Consider the following 20,492-nt stretch of genomic DNA (forward strand, 5'->3'; position numbering starts at 1 on the left):
AGGCGGCACATCGATAAGCGGGATCGTCGTTCAGGCCATCGCCAGAATTTCACCATGCCCTCCTTCCGCAAGGTCGCCGATGAACCGATGGGCGCGGGTGGTTCCCGCACGCTCGAACCAGCTTCCGGTCCCCTCCAATCCACGCCGCAGCAGATGCAGGAACAGCCAGTCACGCGTACCGCCATCGGCGAAGCCATCGGGCACCGCATCCTGCCGCCGACCCAGCAGAAGCGTGCCGCGCCGCATGCCGAAGCCCGGATGCGGGCCGCATCCCCCTCCGGCTGCCAGCGTTCCGGCCACCATGAAGCCGGCGGCATAGGCGCCGACCGTGCCGTCGACGACGACGATCCCCCGCCTCATCCGCTCGGCCGTGCGGTCCCCGGCGCTGCCGCCGACGCTGATCAGCCCGCCCCGCATCCCAAGCGGCAGGCCGGGCAGGGCACCGCCCAGCGCGTCGCCGGCATTGCCCGTAATGCGCAGCAGGCCGCCGCTCATCCCGGCCCCGGCGTGGCTTCCGACATCGCCCTCGACCAGGATGCGGCCGGACGCCATGCCGGCACCGACCCGTTGCAGAACGGCCTCCCCCGGCCGGATCAGCATCGCTTCGGCCGCATCGCCGGCTGAAAGCTCGAACATCTCGCCGAGCATCGTCACTCCCCCACCACAGGGAAGCGGCAGTCCGGCGATGTCCTCCGCCGTCTGGCCGGCCAGCCGTTCCGGCAGCAGGGAGGACATGTCCACAATCGTTCCGGCATCGCCGCGGAAGGTCAGGGTTAGGCCGCTCATGCCATCACCTCGTGGAGGTGGAAGTGGTGCGGCCCGAGTTTCCCGCCATAATTCCCAGCGGTGATCGCCAGCACGCCGGCCGCCGTGCCGCCGGCTGCGGCGGCTGCGATGCCGGCCCGCATGCCGGCGCGGATCGCCGCCTCGTCTGTGCCGTCCAGCACCAGTTCCAGCACGGCCTCGACGTCCGGGGAGAGCAGGGTTTCAGGCTCGACTGCCCGCAGGGTCGGGCAGAAGCGCGTGTTGGTGGAGGCGATCAGCGCCTTGTATTTCGATCCGACCTTGGAGCCTGAGCGCACCACGCCGCCGGGGAAGGGCAGGATGACGCCCGGCAGCGACCGGATCGCCGCGACCGCCGCTTCCGCCGCGACGAGGCACTGGCGGTGGCTGGCGGCCAGGATCAGGAAGTTGCCGCCGCCGATCCCCTTGGCCACGGCGACGCTGTCTTCGCAGACGAACTCTCCGTCCATCACCGGCAGGCGCCAGAAGCGGCGGTCGCCGAACTTCTTGGAGATCTGGTGCCCGTCGCCGAAGTAGCGCAGTCCATTGCCGAGCGGGATGCGCTTGGTCCCCTGGAGAAGCCCGGCATAGCAGGCCGACCCCGGCGAGGTCATGATGCATTGCCCGACGCGGTTGACGACAAGCTTGGCGAGGTCACCGGTGGACATGCCGAAGATCATCACCGCGGCCCCCGGCCGGCTGTCCGGCGTCTCCTCCGGTGTCAGCAGGCGTTCCACCGCCGCCTCGCAGCCGCAACCGATGACCGAGGTGGCGAAGCCGGTCAGGCTGGAGGTTGCCGCATCGACCCAGGCGGGCGTGTCGGCGGTGATGACCAGCCGTGTGTAGGTCATCGGGAACGCCTCGGCGAAGGTGTCCTCGATGCGTACGCCGTTGATCTGCATCTCCGCCATCACGGCACCTCCCGCCGCCGGCAGGGGTGAAGCTGCGGACCGGCTCCGTGGCGGATCTCCGCGTCCTGGATGCGGAAATGCTTGATCGGCAGGCCGATGCGCTCGTCGAAATAGCGGGCGATGCGGCGCTCGATCAAATCGTCAAAGCCGGGACGGACGACATGGGTGCAGCCCTGCGCCATCGCCACCAACGCCCCGTCCCGCACCACCAGCCGGCCGCTCTTGAAGACCAGATCGGGGCGCTCGAACATGGCACGGCGGTCGGGCAGATCGCTGTAGACCGTAACGTCGGCCGACGCACCCGGCGCCAGGTGGCCGCGGTCGGCGAGCCCCAGGATGCGGGCCGGCGCGGCGCGGGTCATGATGGCGATCTCGGGGAGCGTGTATTCGCGGGTGATGGAGCCCAGCGTGGTGTGGGCCGGCGCGTCGGGATGGATCTCCGCCAGCTTCGCCAGACGGTAATCGCGGTCCATCAACAGCCGGATCAGCTCCGGATAGAAGGTGAAGGGTGCGCCATTCGGATGGTCGGTGGTCAGGAACACCCGCCATGGATCGTCGAGCAGCAGGAACAGCTCCAGCCCGATCGCCCATTGCAGCGCGTTGACATAGGAATTATCGCGATAGCGGAAGGGCACCACGCCGCATCCCGCCTCGCATTCGATGTCCATCGCCAGCCATTTGCGGGGATGGGCAAGCGGGGCGGTGTGGCGCTGCGCCATGGTATCGGCCGACGCGGTTACCGTTTGGCCGAACATCACCTGCCCGATGTCCACCGACAGCGTCGGCGTCCGGTTCACCGCCTCCGCCAGCGCCGCGGCGCCGGAGGAAAACTTGCGGTCGCCCGCCGTGTCATAGCTGTGGAACTGGATGTGCGTCATGTGCATGGGCAGGCCCGACGCCGCCTGGATGGTGTCGAGTGTCGTCGCCACGTTGCCGGGAATGCCCAGGTTGCAGCCATGGACATGCAGCGGGTGGGGCAGCCCCAATTCGTACACGGCGCGGGCCAGCACGGTCAGGACGGTGCGCGGCGTGACGCCGTAGTGCGGCCCGGCCTCGTCGAGGTCGAGCTTGCGGGCGTTGAACTTGAAGGCGTTGATGCCGCCGGGATTGACGACCTTGACGGCAAGGCTCTGTGTCGCCGTCAGCATCCAGGCGACATAGTCGTTGACCGCCGCCTGCCCGGCGTTGGTGGCGATCAGGTCCAGCAGGAAATCGTCGTTTCCCAGCACCAGATAGCCGCCGGTGTCGATATAGGGGATGTCGCTCATCTCCAGATGCGCATGCCGGGCGTTGGACCCCAGCATCGCCGGCTCGAAGGCGGCGGTGAATCCCATCTCGATATAGCGGGCGCCGGTGGTGTGGGTGGAGGGGGTGGCGATGCCGCTGCCGCCTCCAATCCTGTCGCAGCCGCAGGCGCTGCCGGCGAAGCGGTGTCGGTCGTGCTCCTCGCCCATCAGCATGCGGGCGAGGTTGACCTTGCCGCCGGCGATGTGGCTGTGGATGTCGATGGCGCCGGCCATCACCACTTTGCCGGTCACGTCATACACCGCGTCGGGCGTGGCGCCCGGCCCCGGATCGGCGGTGACGCGGTCGTCGCGCAGCCAGAGGTCGGCGACCTCGCCGTGGCGGCCGTTGGCCGGGTCGAACACGCGCCCGCCGGCAAGCTTGGTCAGCATCCGGCGGTCTCCTTGACTGTGGCGGTCTGGTCCAGCGCTGCCAGGATGCGGCCGATCACGTCGGCAACGCTGGGCAGGCCGCGGTCGATCAGCATTCCGGCATGCAGCGCCACCACGCTGTCGGCGCGGAACACGTCGCCGGCATGATCGATGCCCGGCGTTCCCACCGGGATAAACAGCGCCGGTTCGGGAGTCATGGCCATTTCCGGCGGCGCCAGCATGATGACGGCGCCGTTGGTGCTGAATTCCGGCATCTCCGGGCGGAAGGCGGAAATCCATAGCGTCACGTCGGCATCCTGCAGGCGGCGGCGCCAGTCGAATCGTTCCGGATCGTGCGTCGGCACGCCGCCGTCGAAGCCGGTGCGCAAGGGAAAGCCGGTGCGCCAGCCGGAGGCCTGATTGGCGCCGATCACGTTGTCGGCACCGGACAGCGGAAGCCCGGCGCAGCGGGTGGTGCCGTCCACGGTACGGATCAGCCGGACCAACCCTTCCACGACCATGTCCGGCTGCGGCCCCTGGAACAGACCCGCCGCCCAGACCACCACCGCATAGCGGGCAGCGCGCAGCCGGGCCGCCAGTCCGGTCATCGGGTCGCCAGCCGCCGCCCTGCCGGCCAGGGCCGTCCGCAGCCCGGCGACCAGCGTGGCGAGATCCGCGGCCCCCGGATCGATCGTTTCGATTTGCCCGCCCAGGAGTTGCGCCGTCTCCGGCATGGGCTTCCCACCCAGGAAAACGACGCTCCGCGCTCCGTTGGGCACGAAGGCCGGTTCCGGGACCACCCAGCGCTCCCACAGGCGGGGAAAGGCGGCGGCTGGGTCCGGGCCAATGACGAGGACGAGGTCGCAGCGGTTGCGCAGCTCTGCCAGCGTGGTGGTCGACCAGCCGAAGCGGCGCAGGACCGCCAGATTGCGGAACAGCGCGTCGGACCGCTCATGGTCCACCGTCGCGCCGATGCGTTCGGCCAGAGTCAGGGCGGAAAGCACGCCATCCACATCGGTCGCCAGCCCGGCGATCAGCGGTGCGCGGCTGGCGCCCAGCAGCCGGGCTGCCTCGGCAACGGCATCGTCGATGGAAACGGCGGCTCCGGCCATGCGGGCGTCCGTCGGCACCGCCGCGGATCGGCGGAACAGCCGGTCGGCTTGCGGACAGCCGCTGGGCCGGGGAGCGATGCCGGAATCGTCCTGGTCGATTCCGATGTCACCGCAGCCGAGGCCGCAGAACGGACAGAGAATGTCGGGGTGGAAGGTCATGGCCCCCAATTCGGCTGAGCGGAAAGTCGCTTTTGCAGAAAAACGCAGTCAATCCGACTAGTTCGAGAAGAGTGGCGGTCTTCGCCAGGGGGCGCTCAAGCACAAGGCCCGGAATAGAGTCGACAATATTCGGCCATGGTCGATCATCGGCAGGCAGAGCGGTCCGGTCATGCCCGTTTTCCTCCCTGTGTTTCCGTGCCCCGTTTGGGTTACCGCGCGTGGATACTCGTTCGCGCTACGGACAATTTTGTTCGTAACGCTAACATTGTGCGGTGACCCGCGCAAAGGGAATGCAGATGAGCCACCAGCGCAATCGGATAGGAGAGGTATGGGTCCGTGCGCCTGCACGCCTGCATGCCGGCTTCGTCGATCTCAATGGCGGGTTGGGACGCCGCTTCGGCAGTCTTGGCATCGCCATCGACCGGCCGGCCATCGTCCTGCGCGCCCGCCCGGCCGACAGGCTGACGGTCAGCGGGCCATCGGCCGACCGCGTCCGCCGCAGCATCGAACGGCTGGGCCGGGAAGCAGGCCTGCCGGATGCCGTCGACGTGATGGTGGAGGAGGAGATTCCGCCCCATGTTGGCTTGGGCTCCGGCACTCAAACGGATCTCGCGGTCGCTACGGCGCTCACCTGCCTGGAGGGGCGGGGCACCGCCGCCCGCGATCTGGCCCGCGCCTTAGAGCGGGGGGCACGCTCCGGCATTGGGCTGGCTGCCTTCGAGCAGGGCGGGGTGCTGCTGGACGGTGGCCGGGGCGGGCTGGACGCCGCACCGCCGGTGATCGCGCGGGCGCCCTTCCCCGACGATTGGCGCATCCTGCTGCTGCTCCATCGCGGCGGCCACGGCTTGCACGGCGCACCGGAAGTCGAAGCCTTCCGCCGGCTGCCGCCCTTTCCGCCCGACGCCGCGGCCCATCTTTGCCGGCTGATGCTGATGGTCGCGCTGCCGGCGCTGGCCGAACGCGATGTGGATCGGTTCGGACAGGCCATCGGCGAGCTTCAGCGCACGGTCGGCGACCATTTCGCCCCGGCCCAGGGTGGGCGCTTCACCAGCCCCTTGGTGGCCGAGGCGTTGGCATGGCTGGAGGCGCAGGGGATCGCCGGAGTCGGGCAAAGCTCTTGGGGGCCGACCTGCTTCGCCATCGTCGGCGATGCGGCGCTGGCGGAAAGGCTTGCCAGCGAGATGCGCGTGCGTTGGGCCGGTTCGCCGCTGGAGGTGATGGTCTGCCGCGGGCGGAATGTCGGCGCGACGGTACGGAACCTGTCGGCCGATGCGGAACCGGCGCTCCCGATCCGGCGCGCCGCGGGTGAATGAGCGCGCTGTTGAACAATTGGCCGACAATTGGCCGGTGAACGACTGAAATGGAGGCAGGCATGGGCGCCCCTTACGTGCTGCACATGATCACGCCGCTGGCGAATGTCAGCCCGTTCGACGTCAACATGGCGGTGGATGCCGGCATCGACACGGTGGTCCCCTATACCGGCATCGAGACCGCCCAGGTCGAGGCGCTGACCCAGGACGCCATGTTCTCCCGCGATCCGAAGAACGCGGCGCGCACCGGCCTGTTCATCGGCGGGCGCGACGCGGCGATGGCGCTGGACATGCTCGACGTCGCGCGCAAGGCGATGTTCCCGCCTTTCCAAATCTCGGTCTTCGCCGACCCGTCCGGCGCCTTCACAACCGCCGCCGCCATGGTCGCGGTGGTCGAGCGCGCCCTGCGGCGGTCGGGGGTGGATGGCCTAACCGGGCTGGATGTCCAGGTCTATGGCGCCACCGGCGTGGTCGGCGGCATCGCCGGGCTGATCGCCGCACAGGCCGGCGGCAACGTCACCCTGGTCAGCCATCGCGGCGTTTCGGCCGTGCAGGGCAAGGCGGAGGAGTTCGGCCGGCGCTATGGCGTCACGCTGTCCTGCGCCGACACGTCCACGGGCGGCAAGGCGGCGCTGATGGACCGGGCGGAGGTCGTGCTGGCCTGCGGCAAGGCCGGGGTCACGGTGCTGACGGCCGACGATCTGCGCGCGGCCAAGCGCCTGCGCGTCGCTGCCGATGTCAACGCCGTGCCGCCGGCCGGGGTGGAAGGAGTCGGCGTGCAGGATGACGGTGTGCCCTTGCCCGGCCATTCCGGGGCCGTCGGCATCGGCGCGCTCACCGTCGGCAACGTCAAGTTCAAGGTCCAGCACCATCTGCTGGAGCGGATGCAGACCGGCGGCACCGCCGTCGCCTTCGATTTCCAGGACGCGATGGACGCGGCGCGGACCATTGCGGGAAAGGCCAAGTGATGCAGCAGCGCCCCAGCCTGTCGGCCCTTGCCGGCCCGCTCGCCGCCGCCCTGGTCGCCGATGCGGCACAGTTGCGGCTCGGCATCGACAGTTTGGCCGGCGCGACGATCGTCGATGGCGGAATCGCCCGCTCCGGCGGTCTGGAGGCCGGGCGGCGTATCGCCGAGCTGTGCATGGGCGGTCTGGGCCGGGTGACGCTCCAGGCCGACACCCAGTCCGGCCGCTGGCCTTTCCAGGTGGCGGTGCACAGCACCGATCCGGTGCTCGCCTGCCTGGGCAGCCAATATGCCGGCTGGAGCCTGTCGCACAAGGACGAGGGCTGCTCCTTCTTCGCGCTCGGCTCCGGTCCCGGCCGCGCGCTGTCCCGCAAGGAGACGCTGTTCGACGAGCTTGGCTATGGCGACAGCGGCGACCATGCCGTACTGGTGCTCGAAAGCGGAACCGTCCCGCCGGCAGCGCTGGTCGAGCGGATCGCGGCCGACTGCGGGGTGGCGCCGGAGCGGCTGACGCTGGTGCTGACGCCGACGGCAAGCCTTGCCGGCACGGTGCAGATCGTCGCCCGCGTGCTGGAGGTGGCGCTGCACAAGGTGCACGCGCTGGGCTTCCCGCTGGAGCATGTCGCCGACGGCATCGGCGTGGCCCCCCTGCCGCCGCCCGGCAAGGGCTTCGTCGAGGCGATGGGGAGGACCAATGACGCCATCCTGTTCGGCGGTACCGTTCAGCTTTTCGTCACCGGGCCGGAGGATGCCGCCGCCGATCTGGCGCAACGCCTGCCCAGCATGGAATCCCGCGACTACGGGCGTCCTTTCGCCGAGGTGTTCGCGGCGGTGAACAAGGATTTCTACGCCATCGATCCGCTGCTGTTCGCGCCGGCCCGCGTGGTGGTGACGGCGCTCGACAGTGGGCGCAGTTTCCACGGCGGACGCCTTGCGCCGGACATGCTCGACCGCTCCTTCAGCGGGACGGGGGCAGGAGGGGCGGGGGCCAAAGGGGCAGGAGGATGAGCGCCGCGGTGGCAGAGCTGTTCATGGCCGTCTGCCGGACGGAGGTGATGGCGCTGAAGCCCGGCAACGTCCATGTGCATGCCGCCGGCCATGGCATGACGGTGGAGGACTTCCTGCGGTCGGCGGAGGCCGCCGCGCCGGAGATCGCACGGGCGCATGCCCCGGTCGGCGAACGCATCCTGCGGGCGGTGCAGGCGACCCGGGCGGTGGTGGGCTGCAACACCAACCTTGGCATCCTGCTGCTGTGCGCCCCGCTGGCCTACGCCGCCGAGATGCCGGCCGTGCGCCCTCTGCGGGATCGGGTGGGCGATGTGCTGGGAACGCTGACTGTGGAGGATGCCGAGGCTGCGTTCGCGGCGATCCGCCTTGCTTCGCCCGGCGGGCTGGGCCAAGCGCCGGAGCATGACGTCGCCGGCCCGGCGACGGTGGACCTGCGCGAGGCGATGGCAGCCGCCCGGTCGCGCGACCGTATCGCCGCCCAATATGCCGACGGCTACCGCGACGTTTTCGACATCGGTGTCGCCTGCGCCCGGTCGCTGGCGAGCAGGTCGGCGGCGGACGCCGATGCGGTGTCGCTGGCCGAAGCCGTTTACCTGGAATTCCTGACCTCCTTCCCCGACAGCCACATCCTGCGCAAGCATGGGGAGGTGATTGCCGTGGCCGTGCTGACCGAAGCCCGCGATGTGCGCAGGCAGGTGGCGGCATCGTCGGCAGCCCTTCGGCGCGAGCATCTGTTCGTTTTCGATGCGCGACTGAAATGGCAGGGCATCAACCCCGGCACCTCCGCCGACCTCACCGTCGCCAGCCTCTTCGCCCATTGGCTGGAGAAACGGGAAGACGCCCACACAGGAACACGGGCATGACCGCTGGTCTCGACATCGGCCGTCGCCAGACGCTGGCCGCCGCGCTGTGCCTCATGGTGGCAACCGCGTCCGCATCGGCGGAGCCGTTGGCGGTGACGGAAGTGGCGCCCGGCGTCTTCGTCCACCAGGGCGTCATCGCCGAACCGGCGCCGGACAACCACGGCGATACCGCCAACATGGGCTTCATCGTCGGCGACAGCGGGGTGGCGGTCATCGACACCGGCGGCACGCCGGAACTGGGGCGGCGCCTGCGCGAGGCCATCGCCGCCCGCACCGACAGAAAGCCGGTGGTCGTCATCAACACCCACATGCACCCCGACCATGTCTTCGGCAACGCCGCCTTCTCCGACGTGCCGATCACCGGCCATGCCAATCTCCGGGATGCGCTGGCTGCCCGGCAGGAGGTCTATCGGCAGCGTCTGGCCGACGAGTTGGGGGAGGATGCGGCTGCCGGCATCGCCCCGGTCCGGGTCGACCGGCCGGTTGCCGAGGAGGTGCGGATCGACCTCGGCAACCGCATCGTCGTGTTGACGGCCTATCCCACGGCGCACACCAACAACGACCTGACCGTCTTCGACCGCAAGACCGGGACGCTGTTCGCCGGCGACCTGCTGTTCGTCGATCATCTTCCGGCGGTGGACGGCAACGCGCTTGGCTGGCTGCGGGTGATCGACAGTCTGGAGCGGGTGCCGGCGGTGCGTGCCGTTCCCGGCCATGGTCCTGCGGTCGTCGATTGGCCGGGCGCGCTGGACGCCGAACGGCGTTACCTGACTGTGCTGGTGGAAGGGGTGCGGCGGGTGCTGAAGGCCGGCGGCAGCATCCAGGATGCCGTTGCAAGCGTGGCGGAGGACGAACGCGACCGCTGGCTGTTGTTCGATGCATACAACCCGCGCAACGTCACGGCGACCTTCGCCGAGCTGGAATGGGAATAGGAGCGGACGCCACGGGACAAATCCAGGGAGGGAGCGATGACGCGATATCCGCTATCGGGGCCACTGATGGGGCTTTTGGTCGTCTTGTCCACGCCTGTGCTCGCCGCCGGGGATGCGGCTGACGACTCGGCGCGCTGGGACGTGCTGCACGACATGTACTTCAAGGACCGCCCGATCGAGGAGGCCGGCGACCGCATCCGCATCGACGCGCCGGCCCGCGCCTATGACGCTGCGCTGGTTCCGGTGCGGGTCGAGGTCGAATCGTCGCTTCGCCTGAAGACGCTGTCGCTGCTGGTCGACAAGAACCCGGTGCCGCTGGCCGCCACCTTCCGTTTCGGCCCGGCCAGTGCCGGCGGCGGCATCGAGACCCGTGTGCGCGTCAACGAATACACCAATGTCCGCGCGGTGGGGGAGACCCAGGACGGCCGGCTGCTGATGACCGAAGCCTACGTCAAGGCGGCCGGCGGTTGTTCCGCCCCCGCCGTCAAGGACCCGCAGGAGGCGATGGCGCGCCTCGGCCGCATCAAGGTGAAACTGCCGGAGACGTTGACTCCCGGCAGCCCGGCGACGGCCCAAGTCATGATCAGCCATCCCAACAGCAGCGGTCTGCAGTTCGATCAGGTCAGCCGTACCTATATCCCGGCCCATTATGTCCAATCCATCGCCATCCGGGTCGGCGGGCAGACGGTGCTGGAGGCGGACACCGACATCTCCATCAGCGAAGACCCGAACCTCCGCTTCAGTTTCGTTCCGGTGGAGGGCGGGAGCCTGGAGGTGGTCGCCCACGACACCAAGGGTGCCACCTTCACCCGTACCGTTCCCCTGACGGCCGGAAGCCGCAAGGATGAGCCGGCGCTTTAGCCGCCGGCCGCGATCCTTTCGGAAGCATTGGTCAGAAGCACTGGCGGTCGGCGGCGACCTGGGCCTGGCGGAAGCGGTCCATCAGGTCCTTGGCCCAGCCCGCGCTGCGGAAAATTCCGGCGCGCTCGCCCGGTTGGTCGGCCATCACCTTCACCGTCTCGATGGCCGTGTAGTCGTCATAGCTGATGCGGTCGGCGATGGCGTCGATGCTGCAGGCGCATTTCTCCATGACGATGTGCGACTGCCCGTTGGACGCCATGCAGGCGATCACATAATCGGCCCGCGCCGCCGTTGGATAGTCGTTCGCCGGGCTGGCGGCGGCAGAACCCGCCGACAGCAGGGCCGCCGCGAGGACAAACGCGATGCGAACAGACATGGCCGGAATTCTCCCATCTTACCCATGGGCGCGTGCCGGGGAGGACGGTCCCATGGTTCAGCAATGATTGCTCTATATAACAATCACGGATGCGGATGGAATTGGGCCACTCAAAAGGAGTGGGTGTCTTTCGGGGTGGCCGCGCGGCATCATGCCCGGGCGCATTGCGGACGCACCGAAAACCACCCGCCCCTTGCCGGCTCACCCGTATCAGATCTGGCGCTGTCCGCATTTCCAGCGACGGACTGTGTATTTCGGGTGCTGTTCCGCCCATTCGGCGGCCCGGAACATACCGTTGCGCGAACAGGCCATCACATTGACGAACGGTTCCTGGAATGCGGGGCGTTCGACAGTGCAGCGGTCGGGATCGGAAACGAGGCAGACCACGAGGAACAACTCGATCATGACATCTCCAGCCGTCATGGATGTTGGGGCGACCTCGGTTGGGCGCCTTGATTCGACGGCGGCCGTCCAGGTTCATGCACGGGGAATTATGTTGCACTGCACACAAATCCAGCGCCGGAGTCAAGGCGCATGGTTTATGGAAAACCAACTTTGTGTGAACACCCGGGACTGCAGATCGTCGCGGCGGGGAGCGTCTACGGCAGCTTGCGCATTGCGGGCAGGGTCATGTCGCTCTTCATCCCTGTATCGCCTTGGCCAGGAATCTGTCGATCATCCCGGCGACGGTCTCGCTGTCGAGATCGTCCAGCCGGCAGGTCAGCACGTCTGTCGTCTTCACCGGCGTCAGGAAATTCTCGGACACCGAGGTCGTGCCGTCCTCTCCGACATGGAAGGTCATATAGGCGCGCGGGGCATCCATCCCAGTGTCGAGCGAGGTGAAATGGACGATGGCGCGCGGCATCTCGTGGACGAGGTCGATGTCCTCCTGGAACCACACCGTGCCGACCTCGCGGACGATCGGCTGCCGGGAGTCGGTAATGGGCCGGATGATGCGGTCGTGCAGGTCGCGGATGTCCTTCAGCACCGTCACCTTGCGGCTGTCGCGCGGGCCTTCGCCGAAATGTTCGATGGCCTCGCGCCGTGCGGCGTCCAGCATGTGGCGGGTGCGGACCACGGCATCGACCAGCCGGCTGGTGGCGTCTGAATGCATCGCGTCTGCCTCCTCCTTTGCCGGATCAGCGGTTGCCCGGCTGGTGTTCGCGTCCCGTGGGCGCCGGCAGGTCGCCCGCATGCTCCACTTTGCGGGTCAGGTAGTCCGTCGCCGACAGCGCGAACAGGACCGCCAGCCAGAACAGGCCCGCCGCCGCCGCTGCGCGGGTCAGCGCCGGAGCGCGGAACAGCTTCATGAACAGCGCCAGCACCAGAAGCGCCTTCGCCACCGAGATGCCGAGTGCGACGACGACGTTCATCGGCCCCGGCATCGGCACATAGGCAAGTGCCAGCGTCGCCGCCAGCAAAGCCAGCAGCGCCGCCCAGGTCAACAGCAGCGGGAGGGGAGGCGCCTTCATGGTCCGCTCCGTCCGACCAGATAGATCAGCGGGTAGAGGAATATCCAGACGATGTCGACGAAGTGCCAGTACAGCCCCGTCACCTCCACCGGCGTGTAATGGCGGGAGGAGAAGGCGCCGCGCCGCGCCCGCACCGCCATCACCGCGATTAGACCGATGCCGATGGTGACGTGGATGCCGTGGATTCCCGTCAGCAGGAAATAGAGGAAATAGAACAGCTCGATCGTCTGGGCATGCACGCTGTCCTCGTGGAAATTCAGCCCCGGCACCAGATGTTCGGTCCATTCCTTGTGGTATTCGTAGCCCTTCAGCCCGAGGAACAGCAGCCCGAGCAGGGCCGTGACAGCCAGCAGCCGGGTCAACATTCGGCGCCGGCCATGCTCCGCCGCATGGACGGCCCAGGCCATGGTGAAGCTGCTGGTCAGCAGCACCAGGGTGTTGACGGAGCCGATGACGATTTTGGTATGGCGCCCGGCCTCCGCCACGCCTTCCGGGTAGGTGGTGCGCAGCCATGTGTAGGCCAGCAGCATTCCGCCGAAGAACAGGATCTCCGTCGCCAGGAACACCCACATACCGAAGGTTGCGGTCTCCGCCTGCTGTTCCGCCGTCGCGTATTGCGGTTCGGGCTGTGGGATGACGGGTGCGTCAGACATCCTGCGGCTCCGGTTCCGGCCGGTACTGGTAGGGCGGGCGGGTGACGGTGGGCGTCTTGTCGAAATTGTGGGCGGGCGGCGGGGAGGAGGTCTGCCATTCCAGCCCGGTCGCCGCCCACGGGTTGGATCCTGCCCGCTTGCCGCGGAACAGCGACCAGCCGAGATAAAAGAAGGGCAGTGCATAGCCGACCGCCAGCACCGACGCGCCGGCGGACGAAAAGATGTTCCAGACCTGGAATTCCGGCGGATAGGAATAGTAACGCCGCTCCATCCCCAGATAGCCCAGGATGAATTGCGGGAAGAAGGTCAGGTTGAAGCCGAAGAAGATCAGCAGCGCCGCGATGCGCGCCCACCATTCCGGATAAAGCCGCCCCGTCACCTTGGGCCACCAGTAATGCAGCCCGCCGAAATAGGCGCTGACCATGCCGCCGACCATGATGTAGTGGAAATGCGCCACGACGAAATAGGTGTCGGTGACATGGACGTCGAAGGCGAGGTTGGCGACGAACAGCCCGGTCAGCCCGCCGATGGTGAACAGCCCGATGAAGCCCAGGGCATAGAGCATCGGCGCGTCGAAGCTGATCCAGCCCTTGTGCAGCGTGGCGGTCCAGTTGAACACCTTGATCGCCGACGGCACCGCGATGACGTAGCTGAGCAGCGAGAAGACCAGCCCGGCATAGAGCGAGATGCCGGCGACGAACATGTGGTGCGCCCACACGAAGAAGCCGATGATCGCGATGGTGATGCTCGACCACACCACGAACTTGTAGCCGAACAGCGGCTTGCGGGCGAAGCAGGGCACGATCTCGCTGATCACGCCGAAGCCCGGCAGGATCATGATGTAGACCGCGGGGTGGGAGTAGAACCAGAACAGGTGCTGGAACAGCAGCGGATCGCCGCCCAGCGCCGGGTCGAAGATGCCGACCCGCAGCAGCCGTTCCACCGCCACCAGCACCAGCGTGATCGCCAGCACCGGCGTCGCCAGCACCATGATGACGGAGGTGGCGTAGTTCGACCAGACGAACACCGGCAGCCGGTACCACGTCATCCCCGGCGCCCGCATCCGGTGGGTGGTGACGATGAAGTTCAGCCCGGTCAGGATGGAGGAGAAGCCGACGGCAAACACGGCGGCCAGCGCCAGCACCACATAGCCGTTGGAATAGAGCGAGGAAAACGGCGTGTAGAAGGTCCAGCCGGTATCGACCCCGCCGATCAGGATGGCGAACAGCGCCAGGAAGCCTGCTCCCATATACAGGTACCAGCTCAGCAGGTTCAGGCGCGGGAACGCCAGATCCTTGGCGCCGATCATCAGCGGGATCAGGAAGTTGCCCATGGTGTTGGGGATCGATGGGATCAGGAAGAACCAGACCATCACGATGCCGTGGAGCGTGAACAGGCGGTTGTAGATGTCCGGCGTGAAGATGCCGGCCGGCGTCACCAGATTCAGCCGGATCAGCGTCGCCGCCAGCCCGCCGACGAAGAAGAAGAAGGTGATCGACAGGGTGTAGAGGATGGCGATCCGCTTGTGGTCCTTGGTCAGCAGCCATGAGCGCAGGGTGACGCCTTCCTCCGTCAGGTAGTTCCTGGTGGCGACGACGGGCTCGTCCGGCTTTCCGGTCACGGTCGCGGTGGTCATTGGGCGGGCCTTTCCGCGCTACCGGCCGATTGGCCGGTTTGGGAGTTTTCAGCCGTCTTGTCGGCCAGGGATTTGATGTAGGCGACCAGCTTCAGCAGATCGTCCTCGCCGATCTGCCCGGCGAAGGAGGGCATGACCGGTGGATAGCCGGCGGCGATCTCCGACTTCGGTTTCAGGATCGAATCGCGGATATAGCGGTCGTCGGCGATGACGGTGCGGCCGTCCTCCAGCGGCACCGGGCGGCCGAACAGCCCTTCCAGCTTTGGCGCGTGGACGGTGCTGGCGGTGCCGTGGCAGCCGCTGCAGCCATAGCTGCGGAACAGCGCCTCCCCTTCCTGGGCGAGGCTGGGGCCGGGGTCCTGGCTGTCCAGCCAGCGCTGAAAGTCGGACGGCTCCATGACGACGACGCTGCCGCCCATCCGGGCATGCCAGGTGCCGCAGAACTCCGCGCAGAACAGGCGGTACTCGCCGACCTTCGTCGGCGTGAACCACAGCGCCTCGTACCGGCCGGGGACGGCGTCCTGACGCACGCGGAAGGCGGGGATGGCGAAGTCGTGGATCACGTCCTGCGAGGTCAGCACCAGCCGCACCGGCTTGCCGACCGGGACATGCAGCGTGTCGATCTCGCGCTGGCCGCCGGGATGTTCGATCTTCCACATCCACTGCTTGCCGACGACATAGATGTCGGTGGCGTCCTTGGGCGGGCTGTGGATGCCGACATAGAGGTCCGCTCCCCAGAAATAGAGGCCGAGAAAACCGATGAAGGTGGCGACCGTCCAGGCGGTCTCAACCCTCCAGGTGCGGCCCAGCCGGTTGCCGCGCTCCACCTTGCTGCCCTTCCGGTAACGGACGCAGAAACCGATCATCAGCCCGAAGACCAGCAGCAGGATGAAGGCGCTGGTGCCGATCAGGGCGGCAAACAGCCAATCCATGTCGGCGGCATGGGCGGAAGCGGTGGGGGGGAGGAGTTGCATGCTTCCCATGGCCGGCCTCACCCCTTTCCCGGCCGGCGGGTGGCGCGCCACACCAGCAGCCCGACGCCCAGGACCGAGACGGCGCCGGTCGCCTGCATCAGGCGGCCCACCTCGGCGTTGTATTTGCCCTGCGCCGGGTCGTAGCCGTAGCAGAGCAGCAGCAGATGGTCGGCCACCGAACCGACGGCCCCCTTTGAGGCGTCGACCAGCCCGAGCCGCAGGTCGGTGGGGTCGTAGCCGATTCCCAGGATGTAGCGGGAGACCGTCCCGCCCGGCGAGACCAGCACCACGCCGGCGGGATGAGCATATTGCCCGCTGGCCTCGTCCAGCTTGTAGGGGAAGCCGGCTGCGGTGGCGAGGCGGCGCACGTCTCGCCCCTGATCGGCCGGGTCGCCGACCAGCGCGTGGATGGCGCCGGCCAGTGCCGGATCGCGTTCGAAATGCCGTGCCTTCATCGCCGCCGCGTCAGCCGGGCTGTCATTTGGATCGATGCTGACCGCCATCACCGCGTAATCCTTGCCCGGCGTCAGCGGCACCTGTTTGAGTGCCGCCGACAGATCGCCCAGCACCACGCCGCACAGCGTCGTGCAGCGGAAATAGTCGAAGACCAGAACCAGCGGCTTCCCCTTGTCGAACAGCGCCGCGGTGGTGACGGCTTTGCCGGCCTCGTCGCGCAGCCGGATGTCGCGCGGCAACTGCGTTCCCAGATGCTGGTCGAAGGCGAAATCCTTGAAGCTGGACGGCAGCAGGGCCGTCGGAGAGGCGTGCGCACCTGTCACGGGCAGAGCCAGCAGAAGGCCGATCAGGGTGGCGATGGCGAGCCGTCTCATCGCTGCCCCTCCTGCCTTGCGTCCGCCGGCCAGTCGGGAATTCCGTGCTCGGCGACGCGGCGCATCGCCTCGTCGATAGGAATGTGGGCGATGCCGCGCTCTCGGTCGGCCCAGCCATAGCCGGTCAGCCGTTCCAAAGATCGCTCCTTGTAGAGCTTGAAGTCGGCGGGTGGATCGGTCTGCAGGCGTGGTTCCGGCATCGGCGTCGTCAGGCCGCGGTTCCGGTCGGTGGTCGCATCGGGGAAGATCAGCATCAGCGAGACCACGACCGTCCCGATCAGGCCGGCCGCCAGCGCGCCGAGCAGGACGAACAGCCAGGGCGGCGTGTCCCGCTTCTCGAAGCGCGTGTCGGGATTGCGGCCCTCCGGGTCAGGCCGCTTCGGCGAACGGCCGCGTCCCAGCCGCGTCCAGCCCAACAACATCGCCGCCGCGGTCCCGGCGATGCCGGGCCGGTTGAAGCGTGTGGCCTTATCCATGGCGAACGCCTTCCGCCATCAGGTCGTCGGCGCGGGTGACGTGCCCGCTCCGGCCCGAGTGTCGCCGGTCGGCGCCCAAGCGCCACAGGAACACCGCCATGCCGGCGCCACCCATCGCCAGTGTCGCGGCGGGGGCGAACCAGGTGAAGCCGCCCTCCAGCCCCGGCAGGATCAGCCACCAGCATTCCAGCAGATGCGCGGCCAGCAGCAGCAGGCAGATGGCCGCCAAGCCGCCCCGGCTGCGCTTCACCGGCCACCAGATCAGGGCCGCGAACGGCAATGCTCCCTGCGCCAGCGCGCCGAGCACCGCGATCCAGCCCCAGCCGCCGGACAGGCGTGCGACGTACCACGTGATCTCGTGCGGCAGATTCTCCTGCCAGACGATCAGGAACTGCATGAAGGACAGGTAGAACCACAGCAGAATGGCGGCGATCAGCAGGCTGCCAAGATCCCTCCTCTGCCCCGCGTCCGTCCGTCCGCCCAGGATTGCCGCCAGCGTCGCCAACGCCAGGGCACCAAGAAGTTGACCGCTGACGATCATCATCCCGTAGATGCTGGACCCCCAATCGGGCTCCACCGACATGAACCAGTCGAAGGAGGCGAAGGTGACGGTCAGCCCCAGCAGGATCAGCCCCGGCGCCGCCAGCGGGTTGCGGCCCCGGCCGGAGCGCAGCAGCGTCGCCAGGGCCAGCCCGAGCCAGACCACGGCATAGACCGCCGCCCGCCCGTAGAAGAAGGGGGTGTTCAAGTAAAAGCGGTTCTTCAGATGCGCGGCCTCCGCCGCCTTTGCCCAGGGGTACAGCTCCGGCAGCAGGATCAGCACCGGCACCAGAAGCAGCAGCGCCAGCGGCAGCACGGCGACCATCGCCCGCAGGGGCGGCACCACGACCGAACCCCAGCGTCCGCCGGTCAGGTCATAGGCGAACAGCATCATCATGGCGCCCAGCGGCAGCCCGATCCAGAAGGCGAAGGACGCCAGCCAGCCCCGCAGCACGGCCTGCGGATCGACCAGAGCGCCGATGGCGCAGACCGCACCACCGGCCAGAGCCGTGCCGATGGCGGCGGAAAGCGGGCGCCGGCTCATCGCAGCGTCCCCCGCACATCGTCCGGCAACTCTGCCGCGGCGGTGTTCTGGCTTGCCTGCAGCGCCCGGATATAGGCGGCGATGGCCCAGCGGTCGTCAGGAGTGACGCGGTCGGCATAGGAATACATCGCTCCCCAGCCGTTGGTGGCGACGTCGTAGAAATGCCGGGTTGGGGCGTTGCGCAACGCCTCGCTGTGGAAGGAGGGCGGATGCGGGAAGCCGCGCTGGACGATCATGCCGTTGCCGTCGCCGAGATAGCCGTGGCAGGGCGTGCAATAGATCTCGTAGCGCTCTTTGCCACGGTCGAGCAGGGCCGCCGTCAATGCCGGGGCCGGTTGCGGCCGGTCCTCGCGCGCGACGGTGTTGGGCGCCGGCTCCGGCGGCCAAGCCCGGCTGCCTGAGTTGGCATTGGCGGGCGTCCAGGTCTTGTCGCGCGGCTGCTTTGCCATGTTATCGCAGGCCCCCAGCAGTGCCGCTGCGCTCAGCAGAAGGGCGAGGGGAAACAGCCGGATCATGCCGGCACCCCGTCGATCTTTACGCCTTCGCCATGGGGCAGCAGCCGTTGCAACAGGTCGCTGTCGTCGCGCCCCTCCCGCTCCGCGATCCAGATCAGGAACCGGTCCTGCGAGGCATGTTCGAACCCGGGCGCATCGAAGATCGGATCGTAGAGGCGCGGCAGTCGGCAGAACTTGCAGAAGGCAAAAAAGCCGACCAGCAGGATGGCCAGCGCCGCCAGTTCGAACGTCGTGGTGCTGAAGGCTGGCCAGCTGTTCAGCGGCCGTCCGCCGATGTTCAGCGGATAGCTCAGCACCATGCCCCAATATTGCAGGAGGAAGCCGCCGACCGCACCCACCACGCCGGCCGCCACGATGATCAGCGGCAAGGCCCGTGGTTTGCGGCCCAGCAACTCGTCCACCTCCTCCACCGCATAGGGGCTGTAGACCTCCAGCCCGGTGAACCCCTCCTGCCGCAGGCGGCGCAGGGCTTCCAGCATCGCATCGGGGCTGTCGAAGGCGGCCAGTGTGCCGCGGATTGTGTGGCCGGTGCCGCGATGCGCGCTCATCGCCCGCCCTCCGCCTTCTTCTTGTGGAGGAGTTCGCGCAGTTCGAACATCGACACCATCGGGATGAAGCGCAGCGCCAGGAAGAAGCCGGTCAGGAACAGCCCGACCGACCCGGCCAGCGTCGCCCAGTCCCAGAAGGTCGGCATGAAGACGAACCAGCTCGATTCCGTGTAGTTCCGGTGCAGGCCGCCGACGACGATGACGTAGCGTTCGATCCACATGCCGACCACCACGCACAGCGCGATCAGGAACAGCAGCGGCCGGTTCAGCCGCAGCGGCCGGATCCACAGCAGTTGCGGCACGACACCGTTCAGGATGATCTTCGCCCAGTACCAGGGTGCGTAATAGCCGCCGAGTTCCGACATCACCACCGTGATCTCGTGCTCCTCCCCCCGGTAGAAGGGCATGAACACCTCCATCAGATAGCAGTAGGACAGCAGCAGGCTGGCAGTCAGCATCAGCCGCGCCAGCACGTCGATGTGGCGCAACGTGATGACGCCGGTGAGATCCAGCGCCCGGCGCAGCGGAATGACCAGCATCAGCACCACGGCGAAGCCGGACAGCGCGGCGCCGAAGACGAAATAGGGCGGGAACTGCGTCTCGTGCCATCCCGGCGTCAGGCCGCCGGCAAAATCCAGCCCGACGATGCTGTGGATGGAACAGACCAGCGGCGCCATCAATGCCGCGAACAGGCCGTACAGGATCTTGAACTGGCGCCAGTGCCGCGACGATCCCTGCCAGCCCAGCGCCAGCAGCCCATACAGCACCCGCTGCCAGCGCCGCCGCGCCCGGTCGCGCAGGGTGGCGAGGTCGGGCAGCAGCCCGACATACCAGAACAGCATCGATCCGGCGACATAGACCAGGATGGCGACGAAATCCCAATGCAGCGGGCTGCGGAACTGCGGCCACAGCGCCATCGTGTTGGGATAGGGGAACAGCCAGTAGAAATACCACCAGCGCCCGAGATGGATGATCGGCATGATTCCGGCGCAGGCGACGCAGAACACCGTCATGGTCTCGGCGATGCGGCTGGTGGCGCTGCGCCACTCCGACCGGGTCAGGAAGAACAGGGCGGAAATCAGCGTCCCGCCGCTGGCCATACCGACCCACCAGACATAATTGCCGATGGCGAATCCCCAGGCGACCGGCCAGTCGATGCCCCAGATACCGACGCCGCGGATGAACAGCCAGCCGAGTGCCACCACGAACAGGCCGAGCAGCCCGAGCGACAGCCCGAAGCCGACCCACCACCACAGGGGCGTGCGGCGTTCCAGCACGAGGTCACTGACATGGACGGTCACCGACAGGGCGGTCACGCCGGGTTCGACCACCCTGTTCAGCTCCTGCTCGGTTTCGGGAGATGCGCTCAC

General features: G+C 67.8%; 23 protein-coding genes. 6 read left to right on the plus strand and 17 right to left on the minus strand.

The genetic code is table 11. The features are described from left to right. Positions 1–30: 30 nt before the first annotated feature. Genes ACCD06_RS29975 through ACCD06_RS29990 form a run of 4 tightly spaced genes read right to left on the minus strand, consistent with a single transcriptional unit; the run spans position 31 to position 4,620 of the window. Positions 31–786: a formylmethanofuran dehydrogenase subunit C gene (locus ACCD06_RS29975; protein ID WP_413345680.1), complete on the minus strand. Its 756-nt coding sequence runs from the start codon at positions 784–786 to the stop codon at positions 31–33. Then, positions 783–1,694, minus strand: a complete 912-nt coding sequence (gene fhcD, locus ACCD06_RS29980) for a formylmethanofuran--tetrahydromethanopterin N-formyltransferase (protein ID WP_413345682.1) — start codon at positions 1,692–1,694, stop codon at positions 783–785. Before fhcD ends, ACCD06_RS29975 begins: the two co-directional genes overlap by 4 nt. Beyond that, on the minus strand, positions 1,694–3,370 hold the full coding sequence (locus ACCD06_RS29985) for a formylmethanofuran dehydrogenase subunit A (protein ID WP_413345684.1): 1,677 nt from the start codon (positions 3,368–3,370) through the stop codon (positions 1,694–1,696). Before ACCD06_RS29985 ends, fhcD begins: the two co-directional genes overlap by 1 nt. Then, complete coding sequence (locus ACCD06_RS29990) at positions 3,364–4,620, minus strand: formylmethanofuran dehydrogenase (protein WP_413345686.1); 1,257 nt, start codon at positions 4,618–4,620, stop codon at positions 3,364–3,366. The genes ACCD06_RS29985 and ACCD06_RS29990 overlap by 7 nt, the downstream gene beginning before the upstream one ends. Before the next feature lie 296 nt (positions 4,621–4,916). Here ACCD06_RS29990 and ACCD06_RS29995 point away from each other — a divergent pair, with 296 nt between their 5' ends. From ACCD06_RS29995 to ACCD06_RS30020, 6 genes are all read left to right on the plus strand, one after another. Beyond that, positions 4,917–5,933 (plus strand): beta-ribofuranosylaminobenzene 5'-phosphate synthase family protein, encoded by a 1,017-nt coding sequence (locus ACCD06_RS29995; protein WP_413345688.1) that lies wholly within the window; start codon positions 4,917–4,919, stop codon positions 5,931–5,933. A 59-nt stretch (positions 5,934–5,992) separates the two neighbouring features. Continuing rightward, positions 5,993–6,898 carry an NAD(P)-dependent methylenetetrahydromethanopterin dehydrogenase gene (locus ACCD06_RS30000; protein WP_413345690.1) on the plus strand — a complete coding sequence of 302 codons (906 nt, stop codon included), beginning with the start codon at positions 5,993–5,995 and terminating at the stop codon, positions 6,896–6,898. After that, positions 6,898–7,902: a methenyltetrahydromethanopterin cyclohydrolase gene (gene mch, locus ACCD06_RS30005; protein WP_413345692.1), complete on the plus strand. Its 1,005-nt coding sequence runs from the start codon at positions 6,898–6,900 to the stop codon at positions 7,900–7,902. Before ACCD06_RS30000 ends, mch begins: the two co-directional genes overlap by 1 nt. Beyond that, positions 7,899–8,765: a triphosphoribosyl-dephospho-CoA synthase gene (locus ACCD06_RS30010; RefSeq protein WP_413345694.1), complete on the plus strand. Its 867-nt coding sequence runs from the start codon at positions 7,899–7,901 to the stop codon at positions 8,763–8,765. The genes mch and ACCD06_RS30010 overlap by 4 nt, the downstream gene beginning before the upstream one ends. Beyond that, entirely contained in the window at positions 8,762–9,697 is a 936-nt protein-coding gene (locus ACCD06_RS30015) for a quinoprotein relay system zinc metallohydrolase 2 (RefSeq protein WP_413345696.1), read from the plus strand. The genes ACCD06_RS30010 and ACCD06_RS30015 overlap by 4 nt, the downstream gene beginning before the upstream one ends. 84 nt (positions 9,698–9,781) lie before the next feature. After that, on the plus strand, positions 9,782–10,558 hold the full coding sequence (locus ACCD06_RS30020; RefSeq protein ID WP_413345698.1) for a quinoprotein dehydrogenase-associated SoxYZ-like carrier: 777 nt from the start codon (positions 9,782–9,784) through the stop codon (positions 10,556–10,558). Positions 10,559–10,589: 31 nt separating this feature from the next. Here the strand turns inward: ACCD06_RS30020 and ACCD06_RS30025 are convergent, their stop codons facing one another. The 13 genes from ACCD06_RS30025 to nrfD all read right to left on the minus strand — a co-directional run bounded on the left by ACCD06_RS30025 (position 10,590) and on the right by nrfD (position 20,492). Next, a complete protein-coding gene (locus ACCD06_RS30025; RefSeq protein ID WP_109075761.1) occupies positions 10,590–10,934 on the minus strand; it encodes a hypothetical protein in 345 nt (114 codons plus the stop codon). Positions 10,935–11,144: 210 nt separating this feature from the next. Further along, the gene (locus ACCD06_RS30030; RefSeq protein WP_109075760.1) at positions 11,145–11,339 is read right to left on the minus strand and encodes a hypothetical protein; all 195 of its coding nucleotides are present in this window, start codon (positions 11,337–11,339) and stop codon (positions 11,145–11,147) included. A gap of 235 nt (positions 11,340–11,574) precedes the next feature. After that, complete coding sequence (locus ACCD06_RS30035) at positions 11,575–12,048, minus strand: hypothetical protein (RefSeq protein WP_413345700.1); 474 nt, start codon at positions 12,046–12,048, stop codon at positions 11,575–11,577. Between the two features lie 25 nt (positions 12,049–12,073). Then, positions 12,074–12,406 (minus strand): cytochrome C oxidase subunit IV family protein, encoded by a 333-nt coding sequence (locus ACCD06_RS30040; RefSeq protein ID WP_413345702.1) that lies wholly within the window; start codon positions 12,404–12,406, stop codon positions 12,074–12,076. Continuing rightward, complete coding sequence (locus tag ACCD06_RS30045; protein WP_413345704.1) at positions 12,403–13,059, minus strand: cytochrome c oxidase subunit 3 family protein; 657 nt, start codon at positions 13,057–13,059, stop codon at positions 12,403–12,405. Before ACCD06_RS30045 ends, ACCD06_RS30040 begins: the two co-directional genes overlap by 4 nt. Beyond that, complete coding sequence (ctaD, locus tag ACCD06_RS30050; RefSeq protein ID WP_413345706.1) at positions 13,052–14,695, minus strand: cytochrome c oxidase subunit I; 1,644 nt, start codon at positions 14,693–14,695, stop codon at positions 13,052–13,054. The genes ACCD06_RS30045 and ctaD overlap by 8 nt, the downstream gene beginning before the upstream one ends. Next, entirely contained in the window at positions 14,692–15,669 is a 978-nt protein-coding gene (coxB, locus tag ACCD06_RS30055) for a cytochrome c oxidase subunit II (protein ID WP_413345708.1), read from the minus strand. The genes ctaD and coxB overlap by 4 nt, the downstream gene beginning before the upstream one ends. A 17-nt stretch (positions 15,670–15,686) precedes the next feature. After that, on the minus strand, positions 15,687–16,499 hold the full coding sequence (locus ACCD06_RS30060) for an SCO family protein (protein ID WP_413345710.1): 813 nt from the start codon (positions 16,497–16,499) through the stop codon (positions 15,687–15,689). Next, positions 16,496–16,975: a hypothetical protein gene (locus ACCD06_RS30065; protein WP_413345712.1), complete on the minus strand. Its 480-nt coding sequence runs from the start codon at positions 16,973–16,975 to the stop codon at positions 16,496–16,498. Before ACCD06_RS30065 ends, ACCD06_RS30060 begins: the two co-directional genes overlap by 4 nt. After that, positions 16,968–18,059, minus strand: coding sequence for a hypothetical protein (locus ACCD06_RS30070; RefSeq protein WP_413345714.1), 1,092 nt, complete (start codon positions 18,057–18,059; stop codon positions 16,968–16,970). The genes ACCD06_RS30065 and ACCD06_RS30070 overlap by 8 nt, the downstream gene beginning before the upstream one ends. Next, the gene (locus tag ACCD06_RS30075; RefSeq protein WP_413345716.1) at positions 18,056–18,574 is read right to left on the minus strand and encodes a c-type cytochrome; all 519 of its coding nucleotides are present in this window, start codon (positions 18,572–18,574) and stop codon (positions 18,056–18,058) included. The genes ACCD06_RS30070 and ACCD06_RS30075 overlap by 4 nt, the downstream gene beginning before the upstream one ends. Next, positions 18,571–19,122 carry a DUF3341 domain-containing protein gene (locus ACCD06_RS30080; protein ID WP_413345718.1) on the minus strand — a complete coding sequence of 184 codons (552 nt, stop codon included), beginning with the start codon at positions 19,120–19,122 and terminating at the stop codon, positions 18,571–18,573. The genes ACCD06_RS30075 and ACCD06_RS30080 overlap by 4 nt, the downstream gene beginning before the upstream one ends. Beyond that, positions 19,119–20,492, minus strand: coding sequence for an NrfD/PsrC family molybdoenzyme membrane anchor subunit (gene nrfD / locus ACCD06_RS30085; protein WP_413345720.1), 1,374 nt, complete (start codon positions 20,490–20,492; stop codon positions 19,119–19,121). Before nrfD ends, ACCD06_RS30080 begins: the two co-directional genes overlap by 4 nt.

This window comes from Azospirillum sp. CT11-132, from assembly GCF_047302835.1.
In the GTDB taxonomy this organism is placed as follows: domain Bacteria; phylum Pseudomonadota; class Alphaproteobacteria; order Azospirillales; family Azospirillaceae; genus Azospirillum.